This window comes from Streptomyces odontomachicola (genome assembly GCF_039605595.1).
Taxonomy (GTDB): Bacteria; Actinomycetota; Actinomycetes; order Streptomycetales; family Streptomycetaceae; genus Streptomyces.
This window is the reverse complement of record NZ_JBCFOK010000013.1, coordinates 41,502-64,587: the sequence shown is the minus strand read 5'-3', so window position 1 is coordinate 64,587 and position 23,086 is coordinate 41,502. Positions and strand designations below refer to the sequence as shown.

Sequence of the window (23,086 nt, the reverse complement as noted above, 5' to 3'; positions counted from 1 at the left end):
ACGGCCCGCTCCCGGGAGTTGACGGTGTTCTGGTTCCTGCTGGTCTCGCTCGTCGTGGTCATCGCGGCGGTGACGCTGGCCGTGGTGGGCAGCGGCGACGGTCCGCGGTACACCGCGAGCGGCGGCCTCGCCGAGGCGCCGCCCGACCTGCTCGACGAGCCGCTGCCGCCGGACCGCCCGGTGGCCCGCGCCGACGTGGACGGCCTGCGCCTCGCCGTCGGCCTGCGCGGCTATCGCATGGAGCAGGTCGACGACGTCCTGGACAGACTCGGCGCCGAGCTGGCCGAGCGCGACGCGCGCATCGCCGAGCTGGAATCCGCGCTGGCGGGCGCACAGGCGGCGGCGATGGCCCAGGACACCCGGGTACGCGAAGCGGCACAGGGAAAGGCCGCGGGCCAGGGCGGCCACGGCAGCCACCCGGCGGCGGGCCACGGCGCCGAGCAGGACGGCACTGGCGCCGGTCAGATCCAGGGGCCCGGGCAGGGCCAGGGTCCCGGTCAGATCCAGAGCCCCGATCAGGTTCAGGGCCCCGGTCAGGTCCGAGGCCCCGGTCACGACCGCGGCCCCGAGCAGCCGTCGTACGGCGGGGAGCAGGAGGAGGGATCCGATGGCCGCTGAGCCGATGGAGGGCGCCCGGGCCGGGGCCGACGGGCTGCTGCGCTGCCCCTGGGGCGTGTCCCCCGAGGACTACGCGGCGTATCACGACACCGAGTGGGGCCGCCCGGTGCACGGCGACGACGCCCTGTTCGAGCGGCTGTGCCTGGAGGCGTTCCAGTCGGGTCTGTCCTGGCTGACGATCCTGCGCCGCAGGGAGGGCTTCCGGGCGGCCTTCGCCGGCTTCCGGATCAAGGAGGTCGCCGGGTTCACCGGGGCCGACGAGGAGCGCCTCCTCGCCGACCCCGGCATCATCCGCAACCGCGCCAAGATCAGCGCCGCGACCGCCAACGCGCGCGTCCTCGCCGACTGGCCGGACGGCGAGCTGGACGCCCTGATCTGGTCGTACGCACCGGAGGCCGCGGGACGCGCGGCTCCCCGCTCGCACACCGACATCCCGGCGACCACACCGGAGTCCACGGCGCTGGCCAAGGAGCTCAAGCGCCGCGGCCTCCGCTTCGTCGGCCCCACCACGGCGTACGCGATGATGCAGGCGTGCGGCCTGGTCAACGACCATCTCGCGGACTGCTGGGCCCGCGGCCTGCCCACTTGAGGGAGCGCGGGCCGCGGGCGGCTCAGCGCCCGGTGAAGCGGGGCTGCTCCTTCTTGAGGAAGGACTCGACCGCGATGGTGTGGTCCTCCGAGTCCCCGGCGCGGGTCTGGAGTTCGGCCTCCTTGCCGAGCGTGTCGGCGAGCGAGTGCGCGCTGCCGTAGGCGACCGCCTCCTTGATCGCCGCGTACGCCGCCGTCGGGCCCTGCGCCAGTTGCCGCGCGACCGCCTCGGCCTCGGCCGCCAACTCCCCTGCGGGAACGACCTTGTTGGCGAGGCCCAGCTCCAGCGCCTCCTGCGCCTTCACGGGGCGCGGCAGCATCAGCAGCTCGGCCGCCCGGCCCGCGCCCACGAGGCGCGGCAGCGTCCAGGAGATGCCGGAGTCGGTGGACAGCGCCACCCCGGCGAAGGCGGTGTGGAAGGCCGCGGTGTCCGCCACCACCCGGTAGTCGGCGGCGAAGGCGAAGCCCGCGCCCGCGCCGGCCGCGGCGCCGTTGACTCCCGCGACGACCGGCTTCGGCATCCCGGCCAGCGCCAGGGTGATGGGGTTGTAGTGCTCCTCCACGGTGTTCAGCGCGCCCCCGCCGCCGTGTTCCCGCAGCGCCTCCGAGTGCTCTTTCAGGTCCTGTCCCACGCAGAACGCCTTGCCGCTGCCGGTCAGCAGCACGGCCCGCACCCCGGGGTCGGCGGCCGCCTCCTGGAGGGTGTCCCGGAGCGCGACCTTGAGCTCGGTGTTGAGGGAGTTCATCGCGTCGGGGCGGTTGAGGGTGACGGTCGCCAGGCCCTCGGAAACGTCGTAGATCACGGTGTCAGCCATGGCGCACAGCATGACCCGCTCACCGCCGTACCGACAGGGGCGGCCCCCGCAGGGCGCCCGCCGCGACTGTGAGCTCCATCAACCCGGGAGGGCACGGTACGGGCACGAGGCGGACACAAAGCGGCGGAGTATCGCGGTGCGATCGGCGAATTGGGGGGTTTTGTGCGCGGACGGCGACGAAGAGATGCGGACCGATGTTGGTCATCGGGTCCTGCCATGCGGGATAATGACGGAGAAGCAATGTGTTCGATGCCGGTGACACGGCGCCTGTGATGGGGCCGACGGCTGCGATCAGCTAGCTGGTTTCAGGAAGGGGAACGAGCATGGCGGCCATGAAGCCGCGGACGGGCGACGGCCCGCTCGAGGTGACCAAGGAGGGGCGGGGCATCATCATGCGCGTTCCGCTCGAAGGCGGTGGGCGACTCGTCGTCGAGCTGACCCCGGACGAGGCGACCGCGCTGGGCGAGGAGCTCAAGAAGATCTGCGGCTGACCCGCGCGCCCCTTCCGAGAACCTCCCGCTGCCCCGGAGCCCCGCTCCGGGGCAGCGGCGTTTCCCCGCCGGGTCCGTGTTCTCGCGCCGGGCTGAAAGGTTCCGCGCCGGGGCTGCGTTCTCCCGCGGTTCTCCCGCGCCGGGCCCGTACGCCGCTCAGCCGCCCAGCCCGTACGCGGCCCGGCCACCCGGCTCCGCACGCCCTCGCTCCGTGCGCCCCTCAGCCGTCCCGCTTCACCGCGCACAGCAGTCCGTCGCCGACCGGCAGCAGGGACGGTACGAGGGCGCCGTGCTCGCGCACCGCGCGCAGCAGCTCGCGCAGCCGCAGCACCTCGTCGGGCTGCGCGGCCGAGTCCACGGTGCGGCCCCCGGCGAAGACGCCCTCGAAGCAGACCAGCCCGCCGCCGCGCAGCAGCCGCAACGATTCTCCGAGATAGTCCAGGCACTCCAGCCGGTCGCCGTCGCAGAACACCAGGTCGTACCCGCCGTCAGCGAGCCGCGGCAGCACGTCCAGCGCGTTGCCGGGGATGAACCGCGCCCTGTTGCCCGCGAAGCCGGCGGCGCGGAACGCCTCCTTGGCGAACTGCTGCCGCTCCGGCTCGACGTCCACGGTGGTGAGCACGCCGTCGGCGCGCATCCCGTTCAGCAGGTGGATGCCGGAGACGCCGGTGCCGGTGCCGATCTCGGCGACGGCCTTCGCGTCGACGGTGGCGGCCAGCAGCCGCAGCGCCGAACCGGTGCCCGGGGACACCGCGCGCAGCCCTGCCTCCCGCGCCCGCTCACGGGCCCAGTGCAGCGCGGTGCCCTCCGCGCTGTCGGCGTTCGCGCCGTCCCCGACGAGCTCGGCGCCGTAAGCGTCGGCGAACGCCCAGCTGGTCAGCCGGTTGCCGGTAATGGCCTTCTCCTGTCCCCGTCGTCCACGCAACCGTGACTGTATCCGCTGCCCCGGGAACCGGGAGATGGGACCGCACGTTGTGCAGGGATGGAAGGTGCCCCGGGGGAGAGCGATGGCGTCAATGAAGCAAGCCGTGCGACCGGCTCAAAAGCAGGTCAAAAATGCTTATCCGGAGCTAACGGTCGATGTGGCTATGGTGGGTGGTCCACTGGACACCACCAGAGCCGACAGGGGAGGTGCGGCTGCAGCCCGGGTCCGCGGAATGCGAGAGCGTTTCCGCAGGCCGGCGGGCGAGCCGAAATCCGTGAGCAACACCGCTGACCACGTCCACACCGCCGACTCCGCGCCGACGGCGACTTTCGACACCGACGCGGACGCCCAGGCGTGGACTCCTCCGTCCTGGGAGGAGATCGTCAGCACACACAGCGCACGGGTGTACCGCCTCGCCTATCGCCTGACGGGCAATCAGCACGACGCGGAGGACCTGACCCAGGAGGTCTTCGTCCGGGTCTTCCGCTCGCTCTCCACCTACACGCCGGGCACCTTCGAGGGCTGGCTGCACCGCATCACCACCAACCTGTTCCTGGACACGGTGCGGCGGAAGCAGCGCATCCGGTTCGACGCGCTGGCCGATGACGCGGCCGAGCGCCTGCCGAGCCGGGAGCCCACCCCGCAGCAGCATTTCAACGACACGCACTTCGACGCGGACGTCCAGCAGGCGCTGGACACCCTCGCGCCGGAGTTCCGCGCCGCCGTGGTGCTCTGCGACATCGAAGGGCTGTCGTACGAAGAGATCGCGGCCACCTTGGGCGTGAAGCTCGGCACCGTGCGCAGCCGCATCCACCGGGGACGCTCGCACCTGCGCAAGGCGCTGCAGCACCGCTCGCCCGAGGCGAGGGCCGAGCAGCAGCGCGCGCTGAGCGCGGCGATCCCCGCTGCCCGGAGTGGGGAGGTCGGAGCCGAGTGAGCGGCACAGGCTGGGGCGCCAGGGCACCGAAGGAGGCCGGTGACCCGACGCCCGCCGAGCACCATCTCGGGGACCGCCTGGCGGCCCTCGTCGACGGGGAGCTGGGGCACGACGCGCGCGAGCGCGTCCTGGCCCACCTGGCGACCTGTCAGAACTGCAAGGCCGAGGCGGACGCCCAGCGACGGTTGAAGAACGTCTTCGCGGACTCCCCGCCGCCCGCGCCCTCGGACGGGCTGCTGGCGCGGCTGCAGGGGCTGCCCGCCGGACCGTCCCTTCCAGGCGACGACGGCCCGGGTGACGGCGCCAGAGGCGGGCCGGGCGGCGGCCTGGCCCCCGCCGCGGCGGCCGTGGGTGCCACAGGGTCCTCGCCCTGGGACTTCGAGTATCTGCCGGGCGGCAGCGGCGGACGCAGCGCGCTGTCCCCCGACGGCGGCTTCCGGATACACGGCAGGGAGCGGGACGTCCGCGCGTCCGGCTCCGCCCCCGGGGCCACCCGTTCGGGAATCAGCTCTCCCGGGGCCACGGCTTCCGGCGCCGCTTCGTCCGTGACATCCGCCACTCCGCAGGGCGCCGTGACCCCGCACGGGCCGGCCGCTCCGCACGGCTCCGCCTCGCGCGGGCGCCGGTTCGCCTTCGCCGCAGCCGGGGCCTTCTCGCTGGCGGCCCTCGCGCTGGGCGGCGGCGCGCTCGGTTCGGCCGGAGGCGGCCTGACCAGCGCGGCGGGCGACAACGCCGCGGCGGGCCCGGCCCGTTCGGCCAACTCGGGCACCTCCTCGGACGGCAGGCGCCGCGGCGGCGAGAAGAAGTTCCCCGCCCAGCGCTCCAGCGCGGGCCGCGGACCGCTGAGCACCCTGACCGCCTCGGCGTCGGCCGCGCCCATGGCCCCGGCCACCAGCACGCAGCCCGCCGGCGTCTATCCGCTGCTGCACAGCGCGCGGTACAACTCGCCGTTCACCTCGCCCGTGATGCGACCCGCCCCCTCCGCCGCGGCCGCGCCGTCGCCCTCGGCGTCGACGTCCCGCGCGCCCTCGCCCTCGCTGCTCTCCTCGGGGAGCGGCCCCGGCACTCCGGCAGCGGTGACCCCTCCGGGATACGGCGCGTCCGGGTATGGCAGCACCCTGGTCGGAGCGGCGCCGGAGCGCGGGCGCGCGAGCGGTTCGCCGAGCCCGTAGGACCGGCCGGCCCCGACACGGCGACCGCCGCACCGCACCGCCCCGGCCCAGCGCGCCCGAGGGCGGTGCGGCGCGGCTTACGGTGGAGCGGCAGGCCGCGTAGGCCCCCGGCCCGGGACGCGAAGGGCGGCCGGGCTCCCACCCGGGGCCGCTCTCCGGGTACCGTGACACCGGGCCACTGGGCCCGGGACCGTCGTGAGGGATGAGGGAGCAAGGTGTTCTTCGATATAGGACCCCTGGAGCTGGTCGCGCTCGTCGTCCTGGCCGTCCTCGTCTTCGGCCCGGAGAAGCTCCCCAAGGTGATCCAGGACGTCGCCGGATTCATCCGCAAGGTGCGGCAGTTCTCGGACAACGCCAAGGACGACATCCGCTCCGAACTCGGCCCCGAGTTCAAGGACTTCGAGTTCGAGGACCTCAACCCCAAGAACTTCGCGCGCAAGCACCTGCTGGACGGCAAGGACGACCTGGGTCTCAAGGAGATCCGGAACGGCTTCGACCTGCGCAAGGAGCTGGACGAGGTCGGCGACGCCGTGAACGGCACCGAGCGCGCCGGCACCTCGGCCGGCGCGGCGGCAGCGGCGGGCGGCGGCGCGAAGCTGAGCCTCAGCAAGGAGAGCGACGAGGGCGCGGGCTCCTCCGACCGTGGCGCGCAGGCCAAGGCGGAGCCGCCGCCCTTCGACGCGGACGCGACGTAACGTTCGCCCCTCGCCCGCCGGCCTCCGCCGCGTAAGCCGTAAGCCGCAAGCCGTAAGCCGCAGCCGTCGGCGGTGGCTCTCGACCTGCGCTTCCGCCCGGCGCGTCCCCCGTCGGTCACCGCAGGCCGGCGCGCCCCGTGTGTGCCTCCCGGCGCCCGCGCGTGCGGCTCCCGCACCCCGCCGACGCGCCGCTTCTCCGCATCATCCGGCTTCGCAAGGGCCGTGCCGTACCGGTTCGCATAAGCCGAGCGCAGCAGCGGTGTTCTACGCCATGTGAGGCCCATTTCACGTCTCTTGACGCCCCCCGATCTCCTGTCATGCCCGACACAGCCGACCTCGATGGCTATCCTCCCTGTGTCCGGGGTCGCCGCTCTGCGGGGCAGGCTTCCCATGGCAAGGGCACTGAGGAGGCGTCGCACAGATGGAGACGAGTCGGGTGGCCAGCGCTGCGGTCCCCCCGGGGGCAGCCCCCGGACCCGCGGGCGTTCCTGGTGCACGGCGGACCGTTGACGGCTTTCTGATGGCCGCTTTCCCCTGGTACGGCCTCGACGAGGCGTTCACCGGGCCGCGTTGGCTGCTGAGGGTCGGCGCCGCGGCCGACGGCACCGTCGAGCACGGTTCGACGGGGCACGGGGAGGAGCCCTCGCTCAAGGACGAGACCAGCCCGGACGAGCAGCGGTTCGCCGTGGTGGTGACGGTCGCCAGCCGCCCGGTGCGGCGCAGCGCCGACGGCACGGGCGTGCTGGAGGCCACCTCGGTCTCGACGGCAGCCTGGCTCGCGGGCTCCGGTCTGTTGTCGTGTACCTGGCCCCTGGACATGGAGCGCAGCCTGCGCCAGGACTGGCTCGACCAGCAGACCGGCGTCGCCTGGGAGCTGGCGGACGACGTGGGCGGCCAGGGCTGGTCCAGCCTCTCGCTGCCGGTGGACGGCGAGCCGGCCGACTTCCACTACCGCGAGTCCGAGTACGGCTGGGTGCTCGCGGGCTCGGCCTCGGAGGGCGTGCACATCGGCGCGTACGGGCGCGGCATGAGCGCGTACGGGCTGGGCTTCTCCGTGGTCAAGGACATCACGGGCTACGAGCAGCGCGGCACCGCCTAGCCACACGGCGGCGCGCACAGACAGCCGAGGGGCGCCCTCCGTGTCGGAGGGCGCCCCTCGTGGCTTCCGTGGCGCGAGGCCGCGAGCGGCCCCGGGCTCCCGGTCTCCCGGGCTTCAGAACCTCAGACTTCGTCGCTCAGAACTTGTTGCTCGGCGTCAGCCCCAGCGACATGCCCTGCAGGCCGCGCTGCTGCTTGACCAGCTTGTCGGCGATGCCGCGGATCGCGGAGCCGGCAGGCGAGTCGGGCTCGGTGAGGACGAGCGGCTTGCCCTCGTCGCCGCCCTCGCGGAGGCGCACGTCGATCGGGATGCCGCCGAGCACCGGGACCTCGGCGCCCGTGGTCTTGGTCAGGCCCTCGGCGACCTGCTTGCCGCCACCGGTGCCGAAGACGTCGATCATCTCGTCGCAGTGCGGGCAGGGCATGCCCGACATGTTCTCGATCACGCCGGTGATCTTCTGGTGGGTCTGCACCGCGATCGACCCGGCGCGCTCGGCGACCTCGGCCGCGGCCTGCTGCGGGGTGGTGACCACCAGGATCTCGGCGTTCGGGATGAGCTGGGCCACCGAGATCGCGATGTCGCCGGTGCCGGGCGGCAGGTCGAGGAGGAGCACGTCCAGGTCGCCCCAGTAGACATCGGCGAGGAACTGCTGGAGTGCCCGGTGCAGCATCGGACCGCGCCACACCACCGGGGCGTTGCCCGGGGTGAACATCCCGATCGAGATGACCTTCACGCCGTTCGCCTGCGGCGGCATGATCATGTCCTCGACCTGGGTGGGACGGCCGTCCGCTCCCAGCATCCTGGGCACCGAGTGGCCGTAGATGTCCGCGTCCACGACGCCGACCTTGAGGCCGTCGGCGGCCATCGAGGCGGCGAGGTTGACGGTGACCGAGGACTTGCCGACGCCGCCCTTGCCGGAGGCCACGCAGTAGACCCGGGTGAGGGAGTTGGGCTGCGCGAACGGGACCTCACGCTCGGCCTGCCCGCCGCGCAGGCTGGAGGCCAGCTCGCGGCGCTGCTCGTCGCTCATCACGTCGAGCTCGACCGAGACCCGGGTGACTCCCGCCACACCCTGCACGGCCTCGGTGACATTCGAGGTGATGGTCTCCCGAAGCGGACATCCGGCGACGGTCAGATAGACGCCCACGTCGACGGCGCCGTCGGGCTGGATGTCGATGGATTTGACCATCCCCAGATCGGTGATCGGCCGGTGGATCTCCGGGTCGTTCACCGTGGCGAGCGCCTCGCGCACCGCGTCTTCGGTGGGGGTGGATTCGTACGCCTCGGTAGCCATGCGGAAATGGTACGGCGCCTGGCGCGTGAAACCGAAGGGCAGGCTCCCGCTCAGCGCTCGCGCCCGTCCCGCGCGGGGGCCCGCTCGGGGTGTCCGCGCTGGTCCAACTCCTTGACCAGCTCCTGGAGTTCCGAGCGCAGCCAGTCCCTGGTGGCCACCTCGCCGAGCCCCATGCGCAGCGCCGCGATCTCCCGGGTCAGGAACTCGGTGTCCGCGATGCTCCGTTCGTTCCGCTTTCGGTCCTGCTCCAGGTTCACCCGGTCCCGGTCGTCCTGCCGGTTCTGCGCGAGGAGGATCAGCGGGGCCGCGTACGAGGCCTGCAGCGAGAGCATCAGGGTCAGGAAGATGAAGGGGTACGGGTCGAAGCGCAGCGAGTCGGGGAGCAGCACGTTCCAGCCGACCCAGGCGACGATCACCACCGTCATCCAGACGATGAACCGCCCGGTGCCCAGGAAGCGCGCGATCTCCTCCGACAGCCGCCCGAACGCGTCCGGGTCGTACTCCGGCAGCAGCCTGCGGCGCGGCGCACGCGGCAGGTCCAGCCGCATCCGCGCGGGCCGCTCGTCCCGCTCGCGCTCCCGCTGCTCGCGTTCGCGCTGTTCGCGTTCGCGCTGGTCACGGTCCCGCTCGCGCTCCCGTTCCCGCTCCTCGCGCTCATCGGCCACGGTCGACCGCTCCCTCCGCGCCGTGCAGCTCCCCGACTTCCTCCAGGCCGTGCGCCGCCGCCTCGCGCCAGTCCGGGGGCAGCAGGTGGTCGAGCACGTCGTCCACGGTGACCGTGCCCAGCAGGTGGCCGCCCTCGTCCACGACGGGCGCCGAGACGATGTTGTACGTGGCCATGTAGCCGGCGACGGCGGACAGCGTGCTCTCCGGCGGCAGCGGCTGGAGATCGGTGTCCACGGCCGAACCGACCAGCGCGAACGGCGGCTCCCGCAGCAGCCTCTGGAAGTGGATGACCCCCAGATACCGTCCGGTGGGCGTCTCATCGGGCGGCCTGCACACATAGACCTGCGAGGCCAGCGGCGTGGACACCTCCTCGTAGCGCACCCGCGCCAGCGCCTCGGCCACCGTCGCGTCGGGCCGCAGCACGATCGGCTCCGAGGTCATCAGGGCGCCCGCGGTGCCCTCCTCGTACGAGAGCAGCCGGCGCACCCCGGCGGCGTCCTGCGGGCGCATCAGCTCCAGCAGGCGCTCCCTGCCCGCCTCGGGCAGCGCGGCCAGCAGGTCGGCGGCGTCGTCGGGGTCCATCGACTCCAGCACGTCGGCCGCCCGCTCGTCGGGGAGCTTGCCCAGCACCTCGGTCTGGTCGTCCTCGGGCAGCTCTCCCAGCACGTCGGCCAGCCGCTCGTCGCCGAGCGCGGCCACCACCTCCTCGCGCCGCTTCTCCGGCAGGTGGTGCAGCACATTGGCCAGGTCGGCGGGGCGCATCGGGCCGAAGGTCGCCAGGAGCTGGGCCGCGCCCTGCCCCTTCTCCTCCAGGCCGAAGCCGGAGACGGCGCCCCATTCGACGGTGCGGGTGTCGGCGCGGCGGCGCAGCGGTCCGCCCCTGCCACGGCGTACGAAGAGCTTGTCGATCTCCCAGTCGCGGCGGGCCGGGAGCTGGCGCATGCCCACGTCGAGAACGGTGACCTGCTCGCCGGTCTCCACCAGGGTGACCCGCCGGTCCAGCAGCTCGGCGAGCACGAGGGTCTCGGCGGGGCGCTGCTCGAAGCGCCGCATGTTGAGCACCCCGGTCGTGATGACCTGGCCCGACTCCACGCCGGTCACCCGGGTCATCGGGAGGAACACCCGCCGCCTGCTGGCCACCTCGACCACCAGGCCGAGCACGCCGGGCGGCCGGCCGCCGAGCCGCAGCATCACGACGATGTCGCGTACGCGGCCGACCTGGTCGCCGTTCGGGTCGAAGACGGCGATGCCGGAGAGGTGCGAGACGAAGACCCGCGAGGCGCCTGCCGCCATGGCCGGCCCTCCTCCCATCGGTGTCCGCCGGGTACGGGTGCGGATGCGGTACGCGCGGCAGCCGGGCGGTCCTCGGCGACGTTCCGCGCCGGTGGCGACCGCCGGGCTGCCGGGCGGAATGCCCGCTTTGCCGTGATCACACTAACGTGCCCCGAGCTGCCCGCGCGCCGTGGCGTGCTCCGGACGACTGCCGTGCTCGGGGGCGTCCTCCGGGGGATCTGACCACGGGTAAGGTGCCGTCGAAGCCGACCGCCAGGAGGAATCCGACGTGACTCGACGAGCCCGCACCGCACGGAGCACAGCACTGGCGGCAGTCGTCTGCGCGGGGCTCGCGGCGTCGTTGGCGGGGTGCGGGAGCGAGGATCCCGACAAGGGCACCAACGGCATCGGCAGGAAGTCGCCGGCCAAGATCGAGACGCAGGCGCGGAGCGCCGCCGAGCGGGCGAGCTCCGTGAAGCTCTCCGGGAGCGTGGTGAGCCAGGGCCGCACCTACAAGCTCGACATGCGCCTCAAGCAGGACGCGGGGTCCGGCGAGGTCTCCACGGCCGGCGGGGACACCATCGAGCTGCTGCGCAGCGGGCAGGACCTCTACCTCAAGGCGGACACCGGTTTCTGGGCCAAGCAGGAGAAGCACGGCAAGCACCCCACTCAGGGGGACACGGCCGCGGCGGGCAAGCTGAAGGGCAAGTACGTCAAGGTCCCGCACAGCGACCCCGCGTACCAGCAGCTCAGCGGCTTCACCGACATGAAGGTGATGCTCTCCTCGCTGCTGGTCCTGGACGGCAAGCGGGAGACCGGCGACCGGCGCGAGACCGGCGGCGTGCGCACGATCCAGGTACGCGCGGGCCAGGGCTCGGGCGGCATCATGGACGTCTCCCTGAAGGGCACCCCGTACCCCCTGCGCATGCAGCGCGGCGGCGGCGCGGGGACGCTCCAACTCAGCGACTGGAACAAGCAGTTCACCATCCAGACCCCGCTGAAGAACGAGGTCGTGGACTACGGAAAGCGGATCTCCGCCTCCGGCGACTAGCCCCGGCGCGCCGGGCCCCGGCGGCCGTCGCGCGTCCCAGGCCGGGTCCTGCTTGCGACGCCCCGCCCTACTTGCGACGCCTCCGGAACAGCAGCCGGGGCAGGCCGCCCGGGCGCGGCTCGCGGGTCGTGGCCGGGCTCCCCAGGGGGACCGCCGCGTGCGAGTCGTCCGGCATCGCGCCCGGCTTCTGGTCCGGCTCGCCGTCGGGCTCCAGGCGCAGCACCGCGCACTCGCGGGCCCAGCGCTCGGTGAGGGTGCCCGCGTCGGGCGCGTTGAGCCGCTTGCCCTTCAACTCGCCCACGGCGGCCTCCCATTGCTCGCCGTGCGGCTCCAGCACCCGTACGCGCGCCGGCCAGGCCACCAGCCGCCCGCCCTTCTCCTTGCTGCGCGCGGTCACGGTGGCTGAGGCGCCGTCGGCCAGGGCCATGCCGTCCAGCGGCTGTTCGCCGGGGCCGCCGACCAGGCACACGGCGCCCTCGTGCCACACGTGCCACAGCGCGCGCGAGGGCCCCTGCGGACCCCGCACCCACACGAGCCCGGACTTCTTGCTGCTCTCCTCCACCAGGGCCTGGTCGAGCACGGTCTGGTCGGGGGCGGCGGACTGATCCATACGCGGCAGGCTACAGCCAGCCGTTCCGCTTGAAGCCCCGGTGGATGCCGAAGCAGATGGCCACCGTCAGCAGGAGCACCGTGGGATAGCTGTACTTCCAGTGCAGCTCGGGCATGTAGTCGAAGTTCATGCCGTAGATGCCCGCGATCATCGTGGGCACCGCGAAGATCGCCGCCCATGAGGTGATCTTCCGCATGTCCTCGTTCTGCGCGACCGTGGCCTGCGCGAGGTTCGCCTGCAGGATCGAGTTGAGCAGGTCGTCGAAGCCGAGCACCTGCTCGTTCACCCGCGCCAGGTGGTCGGCCACGTCGCGGAAGTACTTCTGGATGTCCGGGTCGATCAGCCGCATCGGCCGCTCGCTCAGCAGCTGCATCGGCCGCAGCAGCGGGGAGACCGCGCGCTTGAACTCCAGCACCTCGCGCTTCATCTGGTAGATCCGCGAGGCGTCGCCGCCGCGGCTGCTCTTGCCCGCGCCGTCGGAGAAGACGTCGATCTCGACCTCGTCGATGTCGTCCTGCACGGCGTCGGCCACCGCCATGTACCCGTCCACGGTCTGGTCGGCGATCGCGTGCAGCACGGCCGACGGCCCCTTGGACAGCAGCTCCGGGTCGTCCTCCAGGCGGTGCCGCAGCGCGCGCAGCGAGCCCTGGCCGCCGTGCCGGACGGTGATGATGTAGTGCCGCCCGGTGAAGCACATCACCTCGCCGGTCTCCACCACCTCGCTGTTGGAGGTGAGTTCGGCGTGCTCCACGTAGTGGATGGTCTTGAAGACGGTGAACACGCTGTCGTCGTACCGCTCCAGCTTCGGCCGCTGGTGCGCGTGCACCGCGTCCTCGACCGCCAGCGGGTGCAGTCCGTAGTCCGTGGCGATCCCGGAGAACTCCTGCTCCGACGGCTCGTGCAGGCCGATCCACACGAAGTCCCCGCCGTCTCCCTCGCGCACCGTGCGCAGTGCCTCGGCGGGGCTCAAGTGCCGCCCCACGCGCCGCCCTTCGCGGTACACCGCGCAGTCCACCACCGCGCTGCTGGTGGTCGACGACGCGCCGGAGCCGTCGTAGGCGTAGGGGTGCCCCGCGCTCTTGCGCAGGGTGGGTCGTACGGCTTCACGCAGGTCTCGGATCATCGACATGCTGGGCTCCTTTGGCGATGCCGAGCCGTCGGCCGCTGGTGGGGGCGCAGCGCTGCCCGGAATGGGGACCTACGGTGGCCTGTGGAGGCCGGCGCCGGAGGTTCGCAAAGCGGGCACCGCGCGGGTCCGCGGATGACGGCGTTCGCTTACGGGACGGGGACGGGCGAATCCCAAACGCTCTTCCGTTGTGCGAACCCGGAGGAAAACGAGGCCGGTTCGGAGGTTTCGCCGCGATGCGGCTGGGGATGAAGGGCCTCAGGAGCGGGGACGCGGATTCCGGACGGAAGAGCGGTTGGTACTGCACGGTCGACTCGGATCCATGTCAGGTCCCACCTCCTCCGGCCGGTCCCCCGGAGGGGACGTTCCTCATACATGCCTTGACCAGCAGCCAACGTTAACACCGGCAGAACCGTTCAGTCGTCGCTTTCGGGCCATGCAGAGCGGGTCTTTGCCCGCCCTTTCCCACGTCGTGCACGGGTGGGCCGGTTCCCGCCAAGAGCGCGGTGTGAGCCGCGTCCTATGCTCGCGGCATGGCTGCTGACGTGACCCCCCTTGTCGAGTCCCGGCTGCGCACCGCGCTGGGCGAGCCCGACGCGCGCGCCTCCGTGACCTTCCTCGGCACGGAGCGCATCGAGGTGCTGCGCTTCCTGGAACGCGAGGCGGGGGTCGTGCGCTACGCCACGCTCGGCATGTCGGCTTCCCCCATGACCGACCCCACCGACAGCCTCGCCGACCCCCAACGCGGGCCGCGCGCCGAGCTCTTGCTCTCGGTGCGCGGGGGAGTGGCCGAAACCGACAAGGTGCTGCGCCCCCTGGCTGTGCTCGCCGCTTCGCCCCAGGTGGAGGGCGTGGTGGTGTCCCCGGGCGCCTCGCTGGACGTGGGCGAACCGCTGTGGCCCGGCGCCCCGTTCACCTCCGTCCTCGTCGCCGAGTCCGGCGGCCTGGTGGAGGACCTGGAGCTCGACGAGCCCATGGAGCCGGTGCGCTTCCTGCCGCTGCTGCCGATGGCGCCGACCGAGGCCGCGTGGAAGCGGGTGCACGGCGCCGCGGCCCTGGAGGAGCGGTGGCTCAAGGCGGGCACGGACCTGCGCGATCCACTGCGGGGTCCGGTGTCGCTGACGGACTGAGCCCGCGCCGCCCGGTGCTCGGAGCGCCCGCGTACGGGACCGACGGGCGCTGCTGCGAAGGGCGTCTGTGAGCGGCACTCGCACGGGTGATCGTCCTTGACGCGGGGTCGGCCGGGTAGGACCGTTGTGCCTCATGAGGGGCGAACCCAGTTGCCCGAAGTGCGGTGGCCGGGTCAGGGCGCCCGGTCTCTTCGCCGACACCTGGCAGTGCGACGTGCACGGCACCGTGCACCCGCTCCAGCCGGTCATCCCGCCCAGCGTGGAAGCGCTCGCCGTCGTCGTCGGCCGCACCCAGGTGCCGGTGTGGATGCCCTGGCCACTGCCGGTGGGCTGGCTGTTCACCGGAGTCGCCTGCGCGGGGGACGACCGCAGCGGCGGCCGCGCGACGGCCGTCGCCTGCTCGGGCCCGGGCCCCCTGGGAGGCCCGGGCGAACTCCTCCTGGTCGCCGAGGAGCTGGGCGTCGGCCTCGGCGCCCGCTACGCCGGCATGGACGGCCCCGACCCCGGCCCCTCGATGCGTACGGACCAGCCCCCGCACGCCAAGGTGCTGGCGGCCGGGCGGCCCACCCCGCTGTGGCACGTGGACGGCCCGCCCTCCGACCGCGCGGTGTTCGCCGGCGAGGCGTGCGGGCTGTGGCTGTGGGCGATCGTCTGGCCCGAGCGCGCCGGGCTGATGCTCTACGACGAGCTGGTCCTCACCGACCTGCGGGACGCGGGCGCCGAGGTCGACCTGCTGCCGTGCGGGGCGCTCTCCCCGCGCATCCTGGGCTGAGCCCGCGAGCCCCGAGCCCGCGAGCCCCGAGCCCACGAGCCCGCGGGCCTCTGCGTACGCGCGTCCCGGTCCGTACGTGCGCATCCTGGGCCGGTCCGCTGCCGGGCTATCCTGGAGCGGCCCCCGCAGCCCGTACCCCCGCTTGGAGCACCGTCCCGTGCGCATCGACCTGCACACACACTCGACCGCGTCGGACGGCACCGACTCCCCGGCCGAGCTGGTGCGCAACGCGCGCGAAGCCGGGCTCGACGTGGTCGCGCTGACCGATCACGACACGGTGGGCGGGTATGCCGAGGCGATCCGGGCGCTGCCGTCCGGGCTCACCCTCGTCACAGGCGCCGAGTTCTCCTGCCGTCTGGATGGCATCAGCCTGCACATGCTCGGCTATCTCTTCGACCCCGAGGAGCCCGAGCTCTCCCGGGAGCGCGAGCTGGTGCGCGACGACCGCGTGCCGCGCGCGCAGGGCATGGTGGCCAAGCTCCAGGAGCTCGGGGTGCCGGTCACCTGGGAGCGGGTCGCCGAGATCGCCGGGGACGGCTCCGTGGGCCGCCCGCACATCGCGACCGCCATGGTCGAGGCCGGTGTGGTGCCCACCGTCTCGGACGCGTTCACCACGGAGTGGCTGGCCAACGACGGCCGCGCGTACGTGGACAAGCACGAGTTCGACCCCTTCGACGCGCTGCGGCTGATCAAGGGCGCGGGCGGCGTCGCCGTGTTCGCGCACCCGCTCGCCGCCAAGCGCGGCCAGTGCGTGCCGGAGAGCGCGATAGCCGAGCTCGCCGCGGCCGGCCTCGACGGCATCGAGGCGGACCACATGGACCACGCCCCGGAGACCCGGGAGCGGCTGCACGGCCTCGCCGCCGACCTCGGCGTGCTGGCCACCGGGTCGAGCGACTACCACGGCAGCCGCAAGACCTGCGCGCTCGGCGAGCACACCACGGCGCCCGAGGTCTACGCGGAGATCGCCGCGCGCGGGTCAGGCGCGGCGCCCGTCACGGGCTGAGCGAGGGCGCGTACGGGGCTCCGTACCGGACGTGCGGGTCTCCGTACCGGACCTGCGGGTCGTGCCGCGACGTGTCGTGGCGCCCGCGCCCCTGCTTTTCTCCTGTCGCTTTCGGCTCGGCCGCTTTCCTCCGCGCGGACGCGGGTACCCCTGCCGCGCGTGGCTCTCCCCCAACTCCCTTTCCGTACGCATCACTTCACGTCCCGAGGCAGCACCGCACCATGATTGACTTCGCCCTGTTCGGCTCCGTCTTCGTCACCCTGTTCGTCATCATGGACCCGCCGGGCATCATGCCGATCTTCCTCGCCCTGACGTCCGGGCGTCCCGCCAAGGTGCAGCGCAAGATGGCGCTCCAGGCGACCGCCGTGGCCTTCGGCGTCATCGCGGTGTTCGGCGTGCTGGGCCAGCAGATCCTGGACTACCTGCACGTCTCCGTACCGGCGCTGATGGTCGCCGGCGGGCTGCTCCTGCTGCTGGTCGCGCTCGACCTGCTGACCGGCAAGACCGAGGAGCCCACCCAGACCAAGGACGTCAACGCGGCCCTGGTGCCGCTCGGCATGCCGCTGCTGGCCGGCCCCGGCGCGATCGTCTCGGTCATCCTCGCGGTGCAGCACGCGAACGGGATCACGTCCCAACTCTCGGTGTGGGCCGCCATCCTGGCCATCCACATCGTGCTCTGGCTCGTGATGCGCTACTCGCTCCTGATCATCCGGATCATCAAGGACGGCGGCGTCGTCCTGGTGACCCGGCTCTCCGGGATGCTGCTCTCGGCCATCGCGGTCCAGCAGATCGCGAACGGGGTCATGCAGTTCATCGACGGCAAGGGCTGAGCCCTCGCCGCTAGCCGGACCCCGCGCCGGCCGCCGGAGCCGCGTACCGCCAGAAGTCCGCGAGCGCGGCGGCCGTCTCCTCGGGGCGCTCCGCGTTGGGGGAGTGGCCGGCCTCGCGTACGACGGTGCGGCGGGCGCCCAGGCGCTCGGCCATCCCGTCGAGCTGCGGCACCGGCCAGGCGTAGTCGACCTCGCCGGAGAGTACGTGGAAGGGGAGCGGCACCCGTGCCAGCTCGGCGACCCGGTCGGGCTCGCCGGTGAGGATGCGGCCGGACTCGGTGAGCTGCTCGGGCACGTTCGCCAGCCACCGGCGGCGCAGGAACTCCGCGACCGCGTCCGGGGTCTCCTCCGAGGCGGCCTCCGGCGGGTCCAGCTCCCGCATGGCCTGCCAGATCTGCTCCATCGACATCGTGGGCAGGGCTCCCATCAGCATCTTCACGCGCTGCTGCTGGGAGGGGGAGACCGCAGCGGGGCCGCTGCTCAGCAGGGTCAGCGAGGCGAAGGGCGCCGGGTCCCGCAGCACGGCGGCCCGGCACACCAGGCCGCCCAGCGAATGCCCGAGCAGATGCAGGGGCGTGGAGCCGCGACCGTCCGGCCCGGGGACGTCTCCGAGCGCCGTGGCCAGCGCGTGGACGTCCCGTGCCAGCTCCGTACGCGCGTACGCTCCCTCGGTGCGCGGGCCGCCGGTCTCCCACTGCCCGCGCCCGTCGACCGCGACCACCCGGAACCCCGCCGCAGCCAGCGGCTCCAGCAGCCCGATGAAGTCCTCCTTGCTGCCGGTGAACCCGGGCACCAGCAGCGCGGTCCCGCGCTCGCCCCTGCCCGCCTCGTGCGCGGCGAACTCCCCGCGCGCCGTGCGGATGCGGCGTGCGCGGGCCGAGGGAGGCAGGTCGAGGAAGGGCGGCTTGCTCATGCGCAGGACGCTACCGCCCGCGGAAAACACGCCGGGGCCCGGCTTCCGCGTACCTCCGCGAGGGACGTACGGGGAAGCCGGGCCCCGGCGCAAACCGTGCCCTGAGCGACCGGGGAGCCCGGGAAACCCGGAGCGCCCGGGGGCTCAGCCCTCGGACTGCTCCTTGGCGCCCTGGGCCTGGCCGGCACCGCTGCGGGTGCGGCGACGGCGGCGGGGCTTGCGGGCCTCGCCCTCGGAGGACGCGGCGTCAGCGCCGGACTCCGCCTTGGCGGCACCGGACTCCGACTTGGCGTCGGCGTTGGTGTTGGTGTTGCCGGAGCCGGAGGCTCCCGCGCCGCTCCTCGTACGACGGCGGCGGCGCGGCTTGCGGGCCTCGCCGTCGGCGGACGCGCCCTCGGCGGCCTGCTTGCCCTCGGCGGTGTCGGCGGCCTCGGCCGCCTTGCCCTCGGCGCCCGCCTCGGCGCTCACCGGACGGCCGCCGCGGGTGCGGCGGCGGCTGCGCTGGGTGCGCTCGCGCTGGGGGCGCTCCTCGCGCTGCTCCTTGGCCTGGCCGCCCTTGCCGCCGCGGCCCTTGGGACCGCCGCGGCCGCCCGAGGCGCCGGTCTCGCCCAGGTCCTCGACCTCCTCGGCTGACAGCCCGGCGCGGGTGCGCTCGGCGCGCGGCAGCACGCCCTTGGTGCCCTGCGGGATGCCCAGCTCCTCATAGAGGTGCGGGGAGGTGGAGTACGTCTCGGGCGGGTCGTCGAAGTCGAGCTCCAGCGCCTTGTTGATGAGCTGCCAGCGCGGGATGTCGTCCCAGTCGACCAGCGTGACCGCGACGCCGGACTTGCCGGCGCGGCCGGTGCGGCCGATGCGGTGCAGATAGGTCTTCTCGTCCTCGGGGGACTGGTAGTTGATGACGTGCGTCACATCGTCGACGTCGATGCCGCGGGCCGCGACGTCGGTGCAGACCAGCACGTCGATCTTGCCGTTGCGGAACGCGCGCAGCGCCTGCTCGCGCGCCCCCTGCCCGAGGTCGCCGTGCACCGCGCCGGAGGCGAAGCCGCGCCGGGAGAGCTGGTCGGCGACGTCGGCCGCGGTCCGCTTCGTACGGCAGAAGATCATCGCGAGGCCGCGGCTCTCGGCCTGGAGGATGCGGGAGACCATCTCCGGCTTGTCCATGCTGTGCGCGCGGTAGACGTGCTGCGTGGTGTTGGCGACGGTCTGGCCCTCGTCGTCCGGGGCGGTGGCCCGGATGTGGGTGGGCTGGTTCATGTACCGCCGGGCGAGGGAGATGACCTGGCCCGGCATGGTCGCCGAGAACAGCATCGTCTGGCGCCGGGTCGGGAGCATCTGGATGATCTTCTCGACGTCGGGCAGGAAGCCCAGGTCGAGCATCTCGTCGGCCTCGTCCAGGACCAGGGCCTTGACCTGGGAGAGCCGGAGCTTCTTCTGGCCCGCCAGGTCCAGGAGGCGGCCGGGGGTGCCGACGACCACGTCGACGCCCTTCTGCAGGGCCTCGACCTGCGGCTCGTACGCGCGGCCGCCGTAGATGGAGAGGACCCGGACGTTGCGGACCTTGCCGGCGGTCAGCAGGTCGTTGGTGACCTGCTGGCACAGCTCGCGGGTGGGGACGACGACGAGCGCCTGCGGCGCGTCGGCGAGCTCCTCGGGCTTGGCCCGGCCGAGCTCGACGTCCGCGGGGACGGTGACGGCGTCCAGCAGGGGGAGGCCGAAGCCCAGCGTCTTGCCGGTGCCGGTCTTGGCCTGGCCGATGACGTCGGTGCCGGAGAGGGCGACCGGGAGGGTCATCTCCTGGATGGGGAACGGGGACGTGATGCCGACGGCTTCGAGGGCCTCGGCGGTCTCGGAGAGGATTCCGAGTTCGCGGAAGGTCGTGGTGGACAGGATGCTTGCCTCTTCTGTGTGACGCGGGACGAGGAGGCGAGGAGGGTCGCACCGCGCCGGGGCCGGGGCCTTGCGGCCGGCCGCCGGGGTGCGGGACCACTGTCTCTCGCTCAAGCGCTCGTCACACGCGAGCGGTCCCTCTTGCCGCGGAACGTGGTCTTCACGGCCCGCCTGAGGGCTGTCGGGTCGGAGCCGATCGGGCCACCGACCGGGCATCCAAGTGCGCGTCCGGGGAGGCCCCCGGACAGAGCTGCATGCATGGAGCCCACCGTCTCCGGCGGGCGCCAATATCACTGTACCCCGGATCCGCGCATGTGTACCGGGGCAATTGTTGTGTACGAGTTCACTGTGCCGTTCCAGGCCGGGACTGGGGGCTTTCACGCCTGGTGGGGCGGGCTATGGTGCAGGGCATGCAGACGCCTGACAAGACCCCCGACGACGGCGGCGAGCACACCGGGACCGCCACCCAGGACTGGGCCACCGCCTCCGCCGACCCCACGTACCGCGCCGCGGTCGTGGACCTGCTGGGAGCGCTGGCGTACGGCGAGCTGGCGGCCTTCGAGCGGCTGGCCGAGGACGCGAAGCTGGCGCCCTCGCTGGCCGACAAGGCGGAGCTGGCCTCGATGGCGTCCGCCGAGTTCCAGCACTTCGAGCGGCTGCGCAAGCGGCTGGCGGAGATCGACGAGGAGCCGACCTCGGCCATGGAGCCGTTCGCCGAGGCGCTGGATGAGTTCCACCGCCAGACGGCGCCGTCGGACTGGCTGGAGGGCCTGATCAAGGCGTACGTCGGCGACTCCATCGCCTCGGACTTCTACCGCGAGGTCGCGGCCCGGCTGGATTCGGACACCAGCGCCCTCGTGCTCAGCGTGCTGGACGACACGGGGCACTCCAGCTTCGCCGTGGAGAAGGTGCGCGCCGCCATCGAGGCCGACCCGCGTGTGGGCGGCAGGCTCGCGCTCTGGGCGCGGCGGCTGATGGGCGAGGCGCTGTCCCAGGCGCAGCGCGTGGTCGCCGACCGCGACTCGCTGTCCACGATGCTGGTCGGCGGCATCGCCGACGGCTTCGACCTGGCGGAGGTCGGCAAGATGTTCTCGCGCATCACCGAGGCGCACACGAAGCGGATGGCCGCGCTGGGCCTGGCCGCCTGAGACTGCGCCGTACGGGACCCAGCCGTACGCGGCCGAGCCGGCCGGTGCCGTGCCCGGCAGCGCTCACACCCGGGGCGGGCCGGCCACGTTCGCCGGGAGGCCGGTGGAGGAGGGGTGCGGGCGGGCGTCGCGGAGCAGCAGCGACAGGATCGCGATGCTCACCGCGGCGGCCACCGCCAGGGTCACCGCCGCATAGCCGGGGCCCAGCACGACGCGGCTCACGATGCAGCCGAGCAGGGCGGCGGCGGGTCCCGTGCCCAGCACGAGGCCGCGGTGGGCGAAGCGTGCGGGCAGGCGGTGCGCCGCGGCGTAGGCGAGGCCGAGACCAAGGGCTGCGGCGCCGAGTGCCTCCAGGATCACGGCAACCTCCTCGGGGTGCGGGGCCGGTGCCCGGCCTGTGGTGCGGGGGCGTTCGCCACCCGTCCTCCCCTTGTGACCGCCGTGCAAAACCGTGCGGGAGCATCCGTGTGCGGATGCCGTAACGCGCCGGGTGACGGGCGTATCGCGGGCATGAGAAAGGGCGGTTCCCCGGACCTCCGGGGAACCGCCCTTCATCTCGCCGTCGTTCCGGCGGGCGCTCAGATGGCGCCGAAGCCCACCTTGCGGCCGGTGTGCTCGCCGATCTCCACGTACGCGACCCGGTCGGACGGGACCAGGATCTTGCGGCCGTGCTCGTCCTCCAGGCTCAGAAGCTCCGAACCGCTGCCGGCAAGCGCCGCCGACACCGCGGTCTGAACCTCATCGGGAGTCTGCTTGCTCTCGAAGACGATCTCGCGGGGCGCGTGCTGCACGCCGATCTTGACCTCCACGGCTATGTCCCTCCGACGGTCAGGTTGGGTACGCGGTCAGCCGCGCTGTACGGAGCACAGATTAGCCGCATCGGAGCAGGCCGGGCGCATCCCCTCCGCACGCCGGGAGCGAACACCGGGGCGGCCCGCAGGACCGCGGCGGATCACCGCCGGTCACCGCGGGCCGCCCCGGGCCTGCGTCGCGCAGCGCGGATCACTGCATCGGGAAGCCCGCGATGCCGCGCCAGGAGAGCGAGGAGATGAGCTTGGCCGCCGCGTCCCTGGGGATCTTCTGGCCTGCGCTGAGCCAGTACCTCGCGGTGATCTGGGCCATTCCGCACAGCCCGACGGCGAGCAGCATCGCCTGGTCCTGCGGGAGCTTGGTGTCCTCGGCGATGACCTCGCTGACGGCCTCGGCGCAGTCCAGGCTCACCTTGTCCACGCGCTCGCGCACGGCCGGCTCGTTGGTGAGGTCGGACTCGAAGACCAGCCGGAAGGCGCCGCCCTCGTCCTCGACGTACGCGAAGTAGGCGTCCATCGTGGCCGCGACCCGCTGCTTGTTGTCCGTGGTCGAGGCCAGCGCCTTGCGCACCGCCTGGAGCAGGGAGTCGCAGTGCTGGTCGAGCAGGGCGAGGTAGAGGTCGAGCTTGCCCGGGAAGTGCTGGTAGAGCACCGGCTTGCTGACGCCCGCGCGGTCCGCGATGTCGTCCATCGCCGCCGCGTGATACCCCTGCGCCACGAAGACCTCCTGGGCCGCGCCCAGGAGCTGATTGCGCCGTGCCCGGCGTGGCAGGCGCGTGCCGCGTGGTCGCGCCTCCGTCTGCTCGGTCGCTGTCACGCCGCCTCCCTGGTTCTCTCTCGCGCAGTCTGCGCTGGGCCGCCATCGTACTTTTGGGTAACAGCGGATGCCCCGCCGTGGAGCGAGAATTTCACCGGCCGGACAGTACCCGAGGCGGTTGGTCCGCTTTTATCGGTACTCGTCCTCCTCCAGTTCCACCTCGCGCTCCTGGTCGGCCGCGTCCGCCGGGTCCACCTCGCGGTCGGCGCCGCGCCCCGTGATCGGGTGCTCGTGCTGGCGCAGGAGCCCCGTCTGCTGCTCGGCCGCGTCCTCCGCCGGCGCCTCGGGATCGGCCACGGCGTCGGGCTCCTCCTCATAGACGTCCTCGAAGGTGTCCGGGTCGGTCGGGTCCACTGTCATGCTGCTCCCCTTTCCAGTGCGGATGGCCTCCTTACGAGGGTAGGAGGTCACCCCGGTG

Annotated in this window: 26 protein-coding genes; 13 read left to right on the top strand and 13 right to left on the bottom strand. The window is 73.0% G+C overall.

The annotated features are described in order from the left end of the window. Positions 1 to 24: 24 nt before the first annotated feature. Positions 25 to 618 (top strand): DivIVA domain-containing protein, encoded by a 594-nt coding sequence (locus ABEE00_RS35860; RefSeq protein ID WP_451918649.1) that lies wholly within the window; start codon positions 25 to 27, stop codon positions 616 to 618. After that, positions 608 to 1,207 (top strand): DNA-3-methyladenine glycosylase I, encoded by a 600-nt coding sequence (locus ABEE00_RS23255; protein WP_451918648.1) that lies wholly within the window; start codon positions 608 to 610, stop codon positions 1,205 to 1,207. The genes ABEE00_RS35860 and ABEE00_RS23255 overlap by 11 nt, the downstream gene beginning before the upstream one ends. Before the next feature lie 22 nt (positions 1,208 to 1,229). Here the strand turns inward: ABEE00_RS23255 and ABEE00_RS23250 are convergent, their stop codons facing one another. Next, the gene (locus ABEE00_RS23250) at positions 1,230 to 2,021 is read right to left on the bottom strand and encodes an enoyl-CoA hydratase-related protein (protein ID WP_345747565.1); all 792 of its coding nucleotides are present in this window, start codon (positions 2,019 to 2,021) and stop codon (positions 1,230 to 1,232) included. 323 nt (positions 2,022 to 2,344) lie between these two features. Between ABEE00_RS23250 and ABEE00_RS23245 the strand changes: the two genes are divergently transcribed. Then, entirely contained in the window at positions 2,345 to 2,512 is a 168-nt protein-coding gene (locus tag ABEE00_RS23245; protein WP_345747564.1) for a DUF3117 domain-containing protein, read from the top strand. A gap of 220 nt (positions 2,513 to 2,732) precedes the next feature. Here the strand turns inward: ABEE00_RS23245 and ABEE00_RS23240 are convergent, their stop codons facing one another. Beyond that, positions 2,733 to 3,437 (bottom strand): O-methyltransferase, encoded by a 705-nt coding sequence (locus tag ABEE00_RS23240; protein ID WP_345747563.1) that lies wholly within the window; start codon positions 3,435 to 3,437, stop codon positions 2,733 to 2,735. A 163-nt stretch (positions 3,438 to 3,600) separates the two neighbouring features. Here ABEE00_RS23240 and sigE point away from each other — a divergent pair, with 163 nt between their 5' ends. The 4 genes from sigE to ABEE00_RS23220 all read left to right on the top strand — a co-directional run bounded on the left by sigE (position 3,601) and on the right by ABEE00_RS23220 (position 7,340). Next, positions 3,601 to 4,374, top strand: a complete 774-nt coding sequence (gene sigE / locus ABEE00_RS23235; RefSeq protein WP_345747562.1) for an RNA polymerase sigma factor SigE — start codon at positions 3,601 to 3,603, stop codon at positions 4,372 to 4,374. Continuing rightward, positions 4,371 to 5,546, top strand: coding sequence for an anti-sigma factor family protein (locus tag ABEE00_RS23230; RefSeq protein WP_345747561.1), 1,176 nt, complete (start codon positions 4,371 to 4,373; stop codon positions 5,544 to 5,546). Before sigE ends, ABEE00_RS23230 begins: the two co-directional genes overlap by 4 nt. 215 nt (positions 5,547 to 5,761) lie before the next feature. Then, the gene (locus tag ABEE00_RS23225) at positions 5,762 to 6,241 is read left to right on the top strand and encodes a sec-independent translocase (RefSeq protein WP_345747560.1); all 480 of its coding nucleotides are present in this window, start codon (positions 5,762 to 5,764) and stop codon (positions 6,239 to 6,241) included. A 520-nt stretch (positions 6,242 to 6,761) separates the two neighbouring features. Beyond that, positions 6,762 to 7,340: a hypothetical protein gene (locus ABEE00_RS23220; protein WP_345747559.1), complete on the top strand. Its 579-nt coding sequence runs from the start codon at positions 6,762 to 6,764 to the stop codon at positions 7,338 to 7,340. A 136-nt stretch (positions 7,341 to 7,476) separates the two neighbouring features. Here the strand turns inward: ABEE00_RS23220 and ABEE00_RS23215 are convergent, their stop codons facing one another. Genes ABEE00_RS23215 through ABEE00_RS23205 form a run of 3 tightly spaced genes read right to left on the bottom strand, consistent with a single transcriptional unit; the run spans position 7,477 to position 10,593 of the window. Further along, the gene (locus ABEE00_RS23215) at positions 7,477 to 8,634 is read right to left on the bottom strand and encodes an Mrp/NBP35 family ATP-binding protein (RefSeq protein ID WP_345747558.1); all 1,158 of its coding nucleotides are present in this window, start codon (positions 8,632 to 8,634) and stop codon (positions 7,477 to 7,479) included. Between the two features lie 50 nt (positions 8,635 to 8,684). Further along, entirely contained in the window at positions 8,685 to 9,299 is a 615-nt protein-coding gene (locus ABEE00_RS23210) for a DUF1003 domain-containing protein (RefSeq protein WP_345747557.1), read from the bottom strand. Next, entirely contained in the window at positions 9,289 to 10,593 is a 1,305-nt protein-coding gene (locus ABEE00_RS23205; protein ID WP_345747556.1) for a magnesium transporter MgtE N-terminal domain-containing protein, read from the bottom strand. The genes ABEE00_RS23210 and ABEE00_RS23205 overlap by 11 nt, the downstream gene beginning before the upstream one ends. A gap of 268 nt (positions 10,594 to 10,861) precedes the next feature. On the opposite strand from ABEE00_RS23205, the gene ABEE00_RS23200 reads away from it, so the two are divergent. Continuing rightward, positions 10,862 to 11,623 (top strand): hypothetical protein, encoded by a 762-nt coding sequence (locus tag ABEE00_RS23200; RefSeq protein ID WP_345747555.1) that lies wholly within the window; start codon positions 10,862 to 10,864, stop codon positions 11,621 to 11,623. 67 nt (positions 11,624 to 11,690) lie between these two features. Here the strand turns inward: ABEE00_RS23200 and ABEE00_RS23195 are convergent, their stop codons facing one another. Together ABEE00_RS23195 and ABEE00_RS23190 are read right to left on the bottom strand one after the other, a co-directional pair. After that, positions 11,691 to 12,233 carry a hypothetical protein gene (locus ABEE00_RS23195; RefSeq protein ID WP_345747554.1) on the bottom strand — a complete coding sequence of 181 codons (543 nt, stop codon included), beginning with the start codon at positions 12,231 to 12,233 and terminating at the stop codon, positions 11,691 to 11,693. A 10-nt stretch (positions 12,234 to 12,243) separates the two neighbouring features. Next, the gene (locus tag ABEE00_RS23190) at positions 12,244 to 13,362 is read right to left on the bottom strand and encodes a magnesium and cobalt transport protein CorA (protein ID WP_345747553.1); all 1,119 of its coding nucleotides are present in this window, start codon (positions 13,360 to 13,362) and stop codon (positions 12,244 to 12,246) included. Positions 13,363 to 13,892: 530 nt separating this feature from the next. Here ABEE00_RS23190 and ABEE00_RS23185 point away from each other — a divergent pair. The 4 genes from ABEE00_RS23185 to ABEE00_RS23170 all read left to right on the top strand — a co-directional run bounded on the left by ABEE00_RS23185 (position 13,893) and on the right by ABEE00_RS23170 (position 17,094). Beyond that, a complete protein-coding gene (locus ABEE00_RS23185; RefSeq protein WP_345747552.1) occupies positions 13,893 to 14,489 on the top strand; it encodes a suppressor of fused domain protein in 597 nt (198 codons plus the stop codon). A gap of 133 nt (positions 14,490 to 14,622) precedes the next feature. Further along, positions 14,623 to 15,261 carry a DUF6758 family protein gene (locus tag ABEE00_RS23180; protein WP_345747551.1) on the top strand — a complete coding sequence of 213 codons (639 nt, stop codon included), beginning with the start codon at positions 14,623 to 14,625 and terminating at the stop codon, positions 15,259 to 15,261. A 157-nt stretch (positions 15,262 to 15,418) separates the two neighbouring features. Beyond that, positions 15,419 to 16,264, top strand: a complete 846-nt coding sequence (locus ABEE00_RS23175) for a PHP domain-containing protein (protein ID WP_345747550.1) — start codon at positions 15,419 to 15,421, stop codon at positions 16,262 to 16,264. Between the two features lie 221 nt (positions 16,265 to 16,485). Continuing rightward, on the top strand, positions 16,486 to 17,094 hold the full coding sequence (locus tag ABEE00_RS23170) for a MarC family protein (protein WP_345747549.1): 609 nt from the start codon (positions 16,486 to 16,488) through the stop codon (positions 17,092 to 17,094). A 10-nt stretch (positions 17,095 to 17,104) separates the two neighbouring features. Here ABEE00_RS23170 and ABEE00_RS23165 read toward each other — a convergent pair whose 3' ends face one another. Both ABEE00_RS23165 and ABEE00_RS23160 read right to left on the bottom strand, forming a co-directional pair. After that, positions 17,105 to 18,007, bottom strand: a complete 903-nt coding sequence (locus ABEE00_RS23165) for an alpha/beta fold hydrolase (protein WP_345747548.1) — start codon at positions 18,005 to 18,007, stop codon at positions 17,105 to 17,107. A 144-nt stretch (positions 18,008 to 18,151) separates the two neighbouring features. Next, positions 18,152 to 19,897 carry a DEAD/DEAH box helicase gene (locus ABEE00_RS23160; RefSeq protein WP_451918656.1) on the bottom strand — a complete coding sequence of 582 codons (1,746 nt, stop codon included), beginning with the start codon at positions 19,895 to 19,897 and terminating at the stop codon, positions 18,152 to 18,154. A gap of 407 nt (positions 19,898 to 20,304) precedes the next feature. Between ABEE00_RS23160 and ABEE00_RS23155 the strand changes: the two genes are divergently transcribed. Beyond that, positions 20,305 to 21,042 carry a ferritin-like fold-containing protein gene (locus ABEE00_RS23155; RefSeq protein WP_345747546.1) on the top strand — a complete coding sequence of 246 codons (738 nt, stop codon included), beginning with the start codon at positions 20,305 to 20,307 and terminating at the stop codon, positions 21,040 to 21,042. A 63-nt stretch (positions 21,043 to 21,105) separates the two neighbouring features. Here ABEE00_RS23155 and ABEE00_RS23150 read toward each other — a convergent pair whose 3' ends face one another. The 4 genes from ABEE00_RS23150 to ABEE00_RS23135 all read right to left on the bottom strand — a co-directional run bounded on the left by ABEE00_RS23150 (position 21,106) and on the right by ABEE00_RS23135 (position 23,028). Next, positions 21,106 to 21,402: a hypothetical protein gene (locus ABEE00_RS23150; protein ID WP_345747545.1), complete on the bottom strand. Its 297-nt coding sequence runs from the start codon at positions 21,400 to 21,402 to the stop codon at positions 21,106 to 21,108. A gap of 218 nt (positions 21,403 to 21,620) precedes the next feature. Beyond that, a complete protein-coding gene (locus ABEE00_RS23145) occupies positions 21,621 to 21,851 on the bottom strand; it encodes a DUF3107 domain-containing protein (RefSeq protein ID WP_345747544.1) in 231 nt (76 codons plus the stop codon). 193 nt (positions 21,852 to 22,044) lie between these two features. After that, positions 22,045 to 22,668, bottom strand: coding sequence for a TetR/AcrR family transcriptional regulator (locus ABEE00_RS23140; RefSeq protein ID WP_345747543.1), 624 nt, complete (start codon positions 22,666 to 22,668; stop codon positions 22,045 to 22,047). 129 nt (positions 22,669 to 22,797) lie between these two features. Next, the gene (locus ABEE00_RS23135) at positions 22,798 to 23,028 is read right to left on the bottom strand and encodes a hypothetical protein (protein ID WP_345747542.1); all 231 of its coding nucleotides are present in this window, start codon (positions 23,026 to 23,028) and stop codon (positions 22,798 to 22,800) included. Positions 23,029 to 23,086 lie beyond the last annotated feature (58 nt).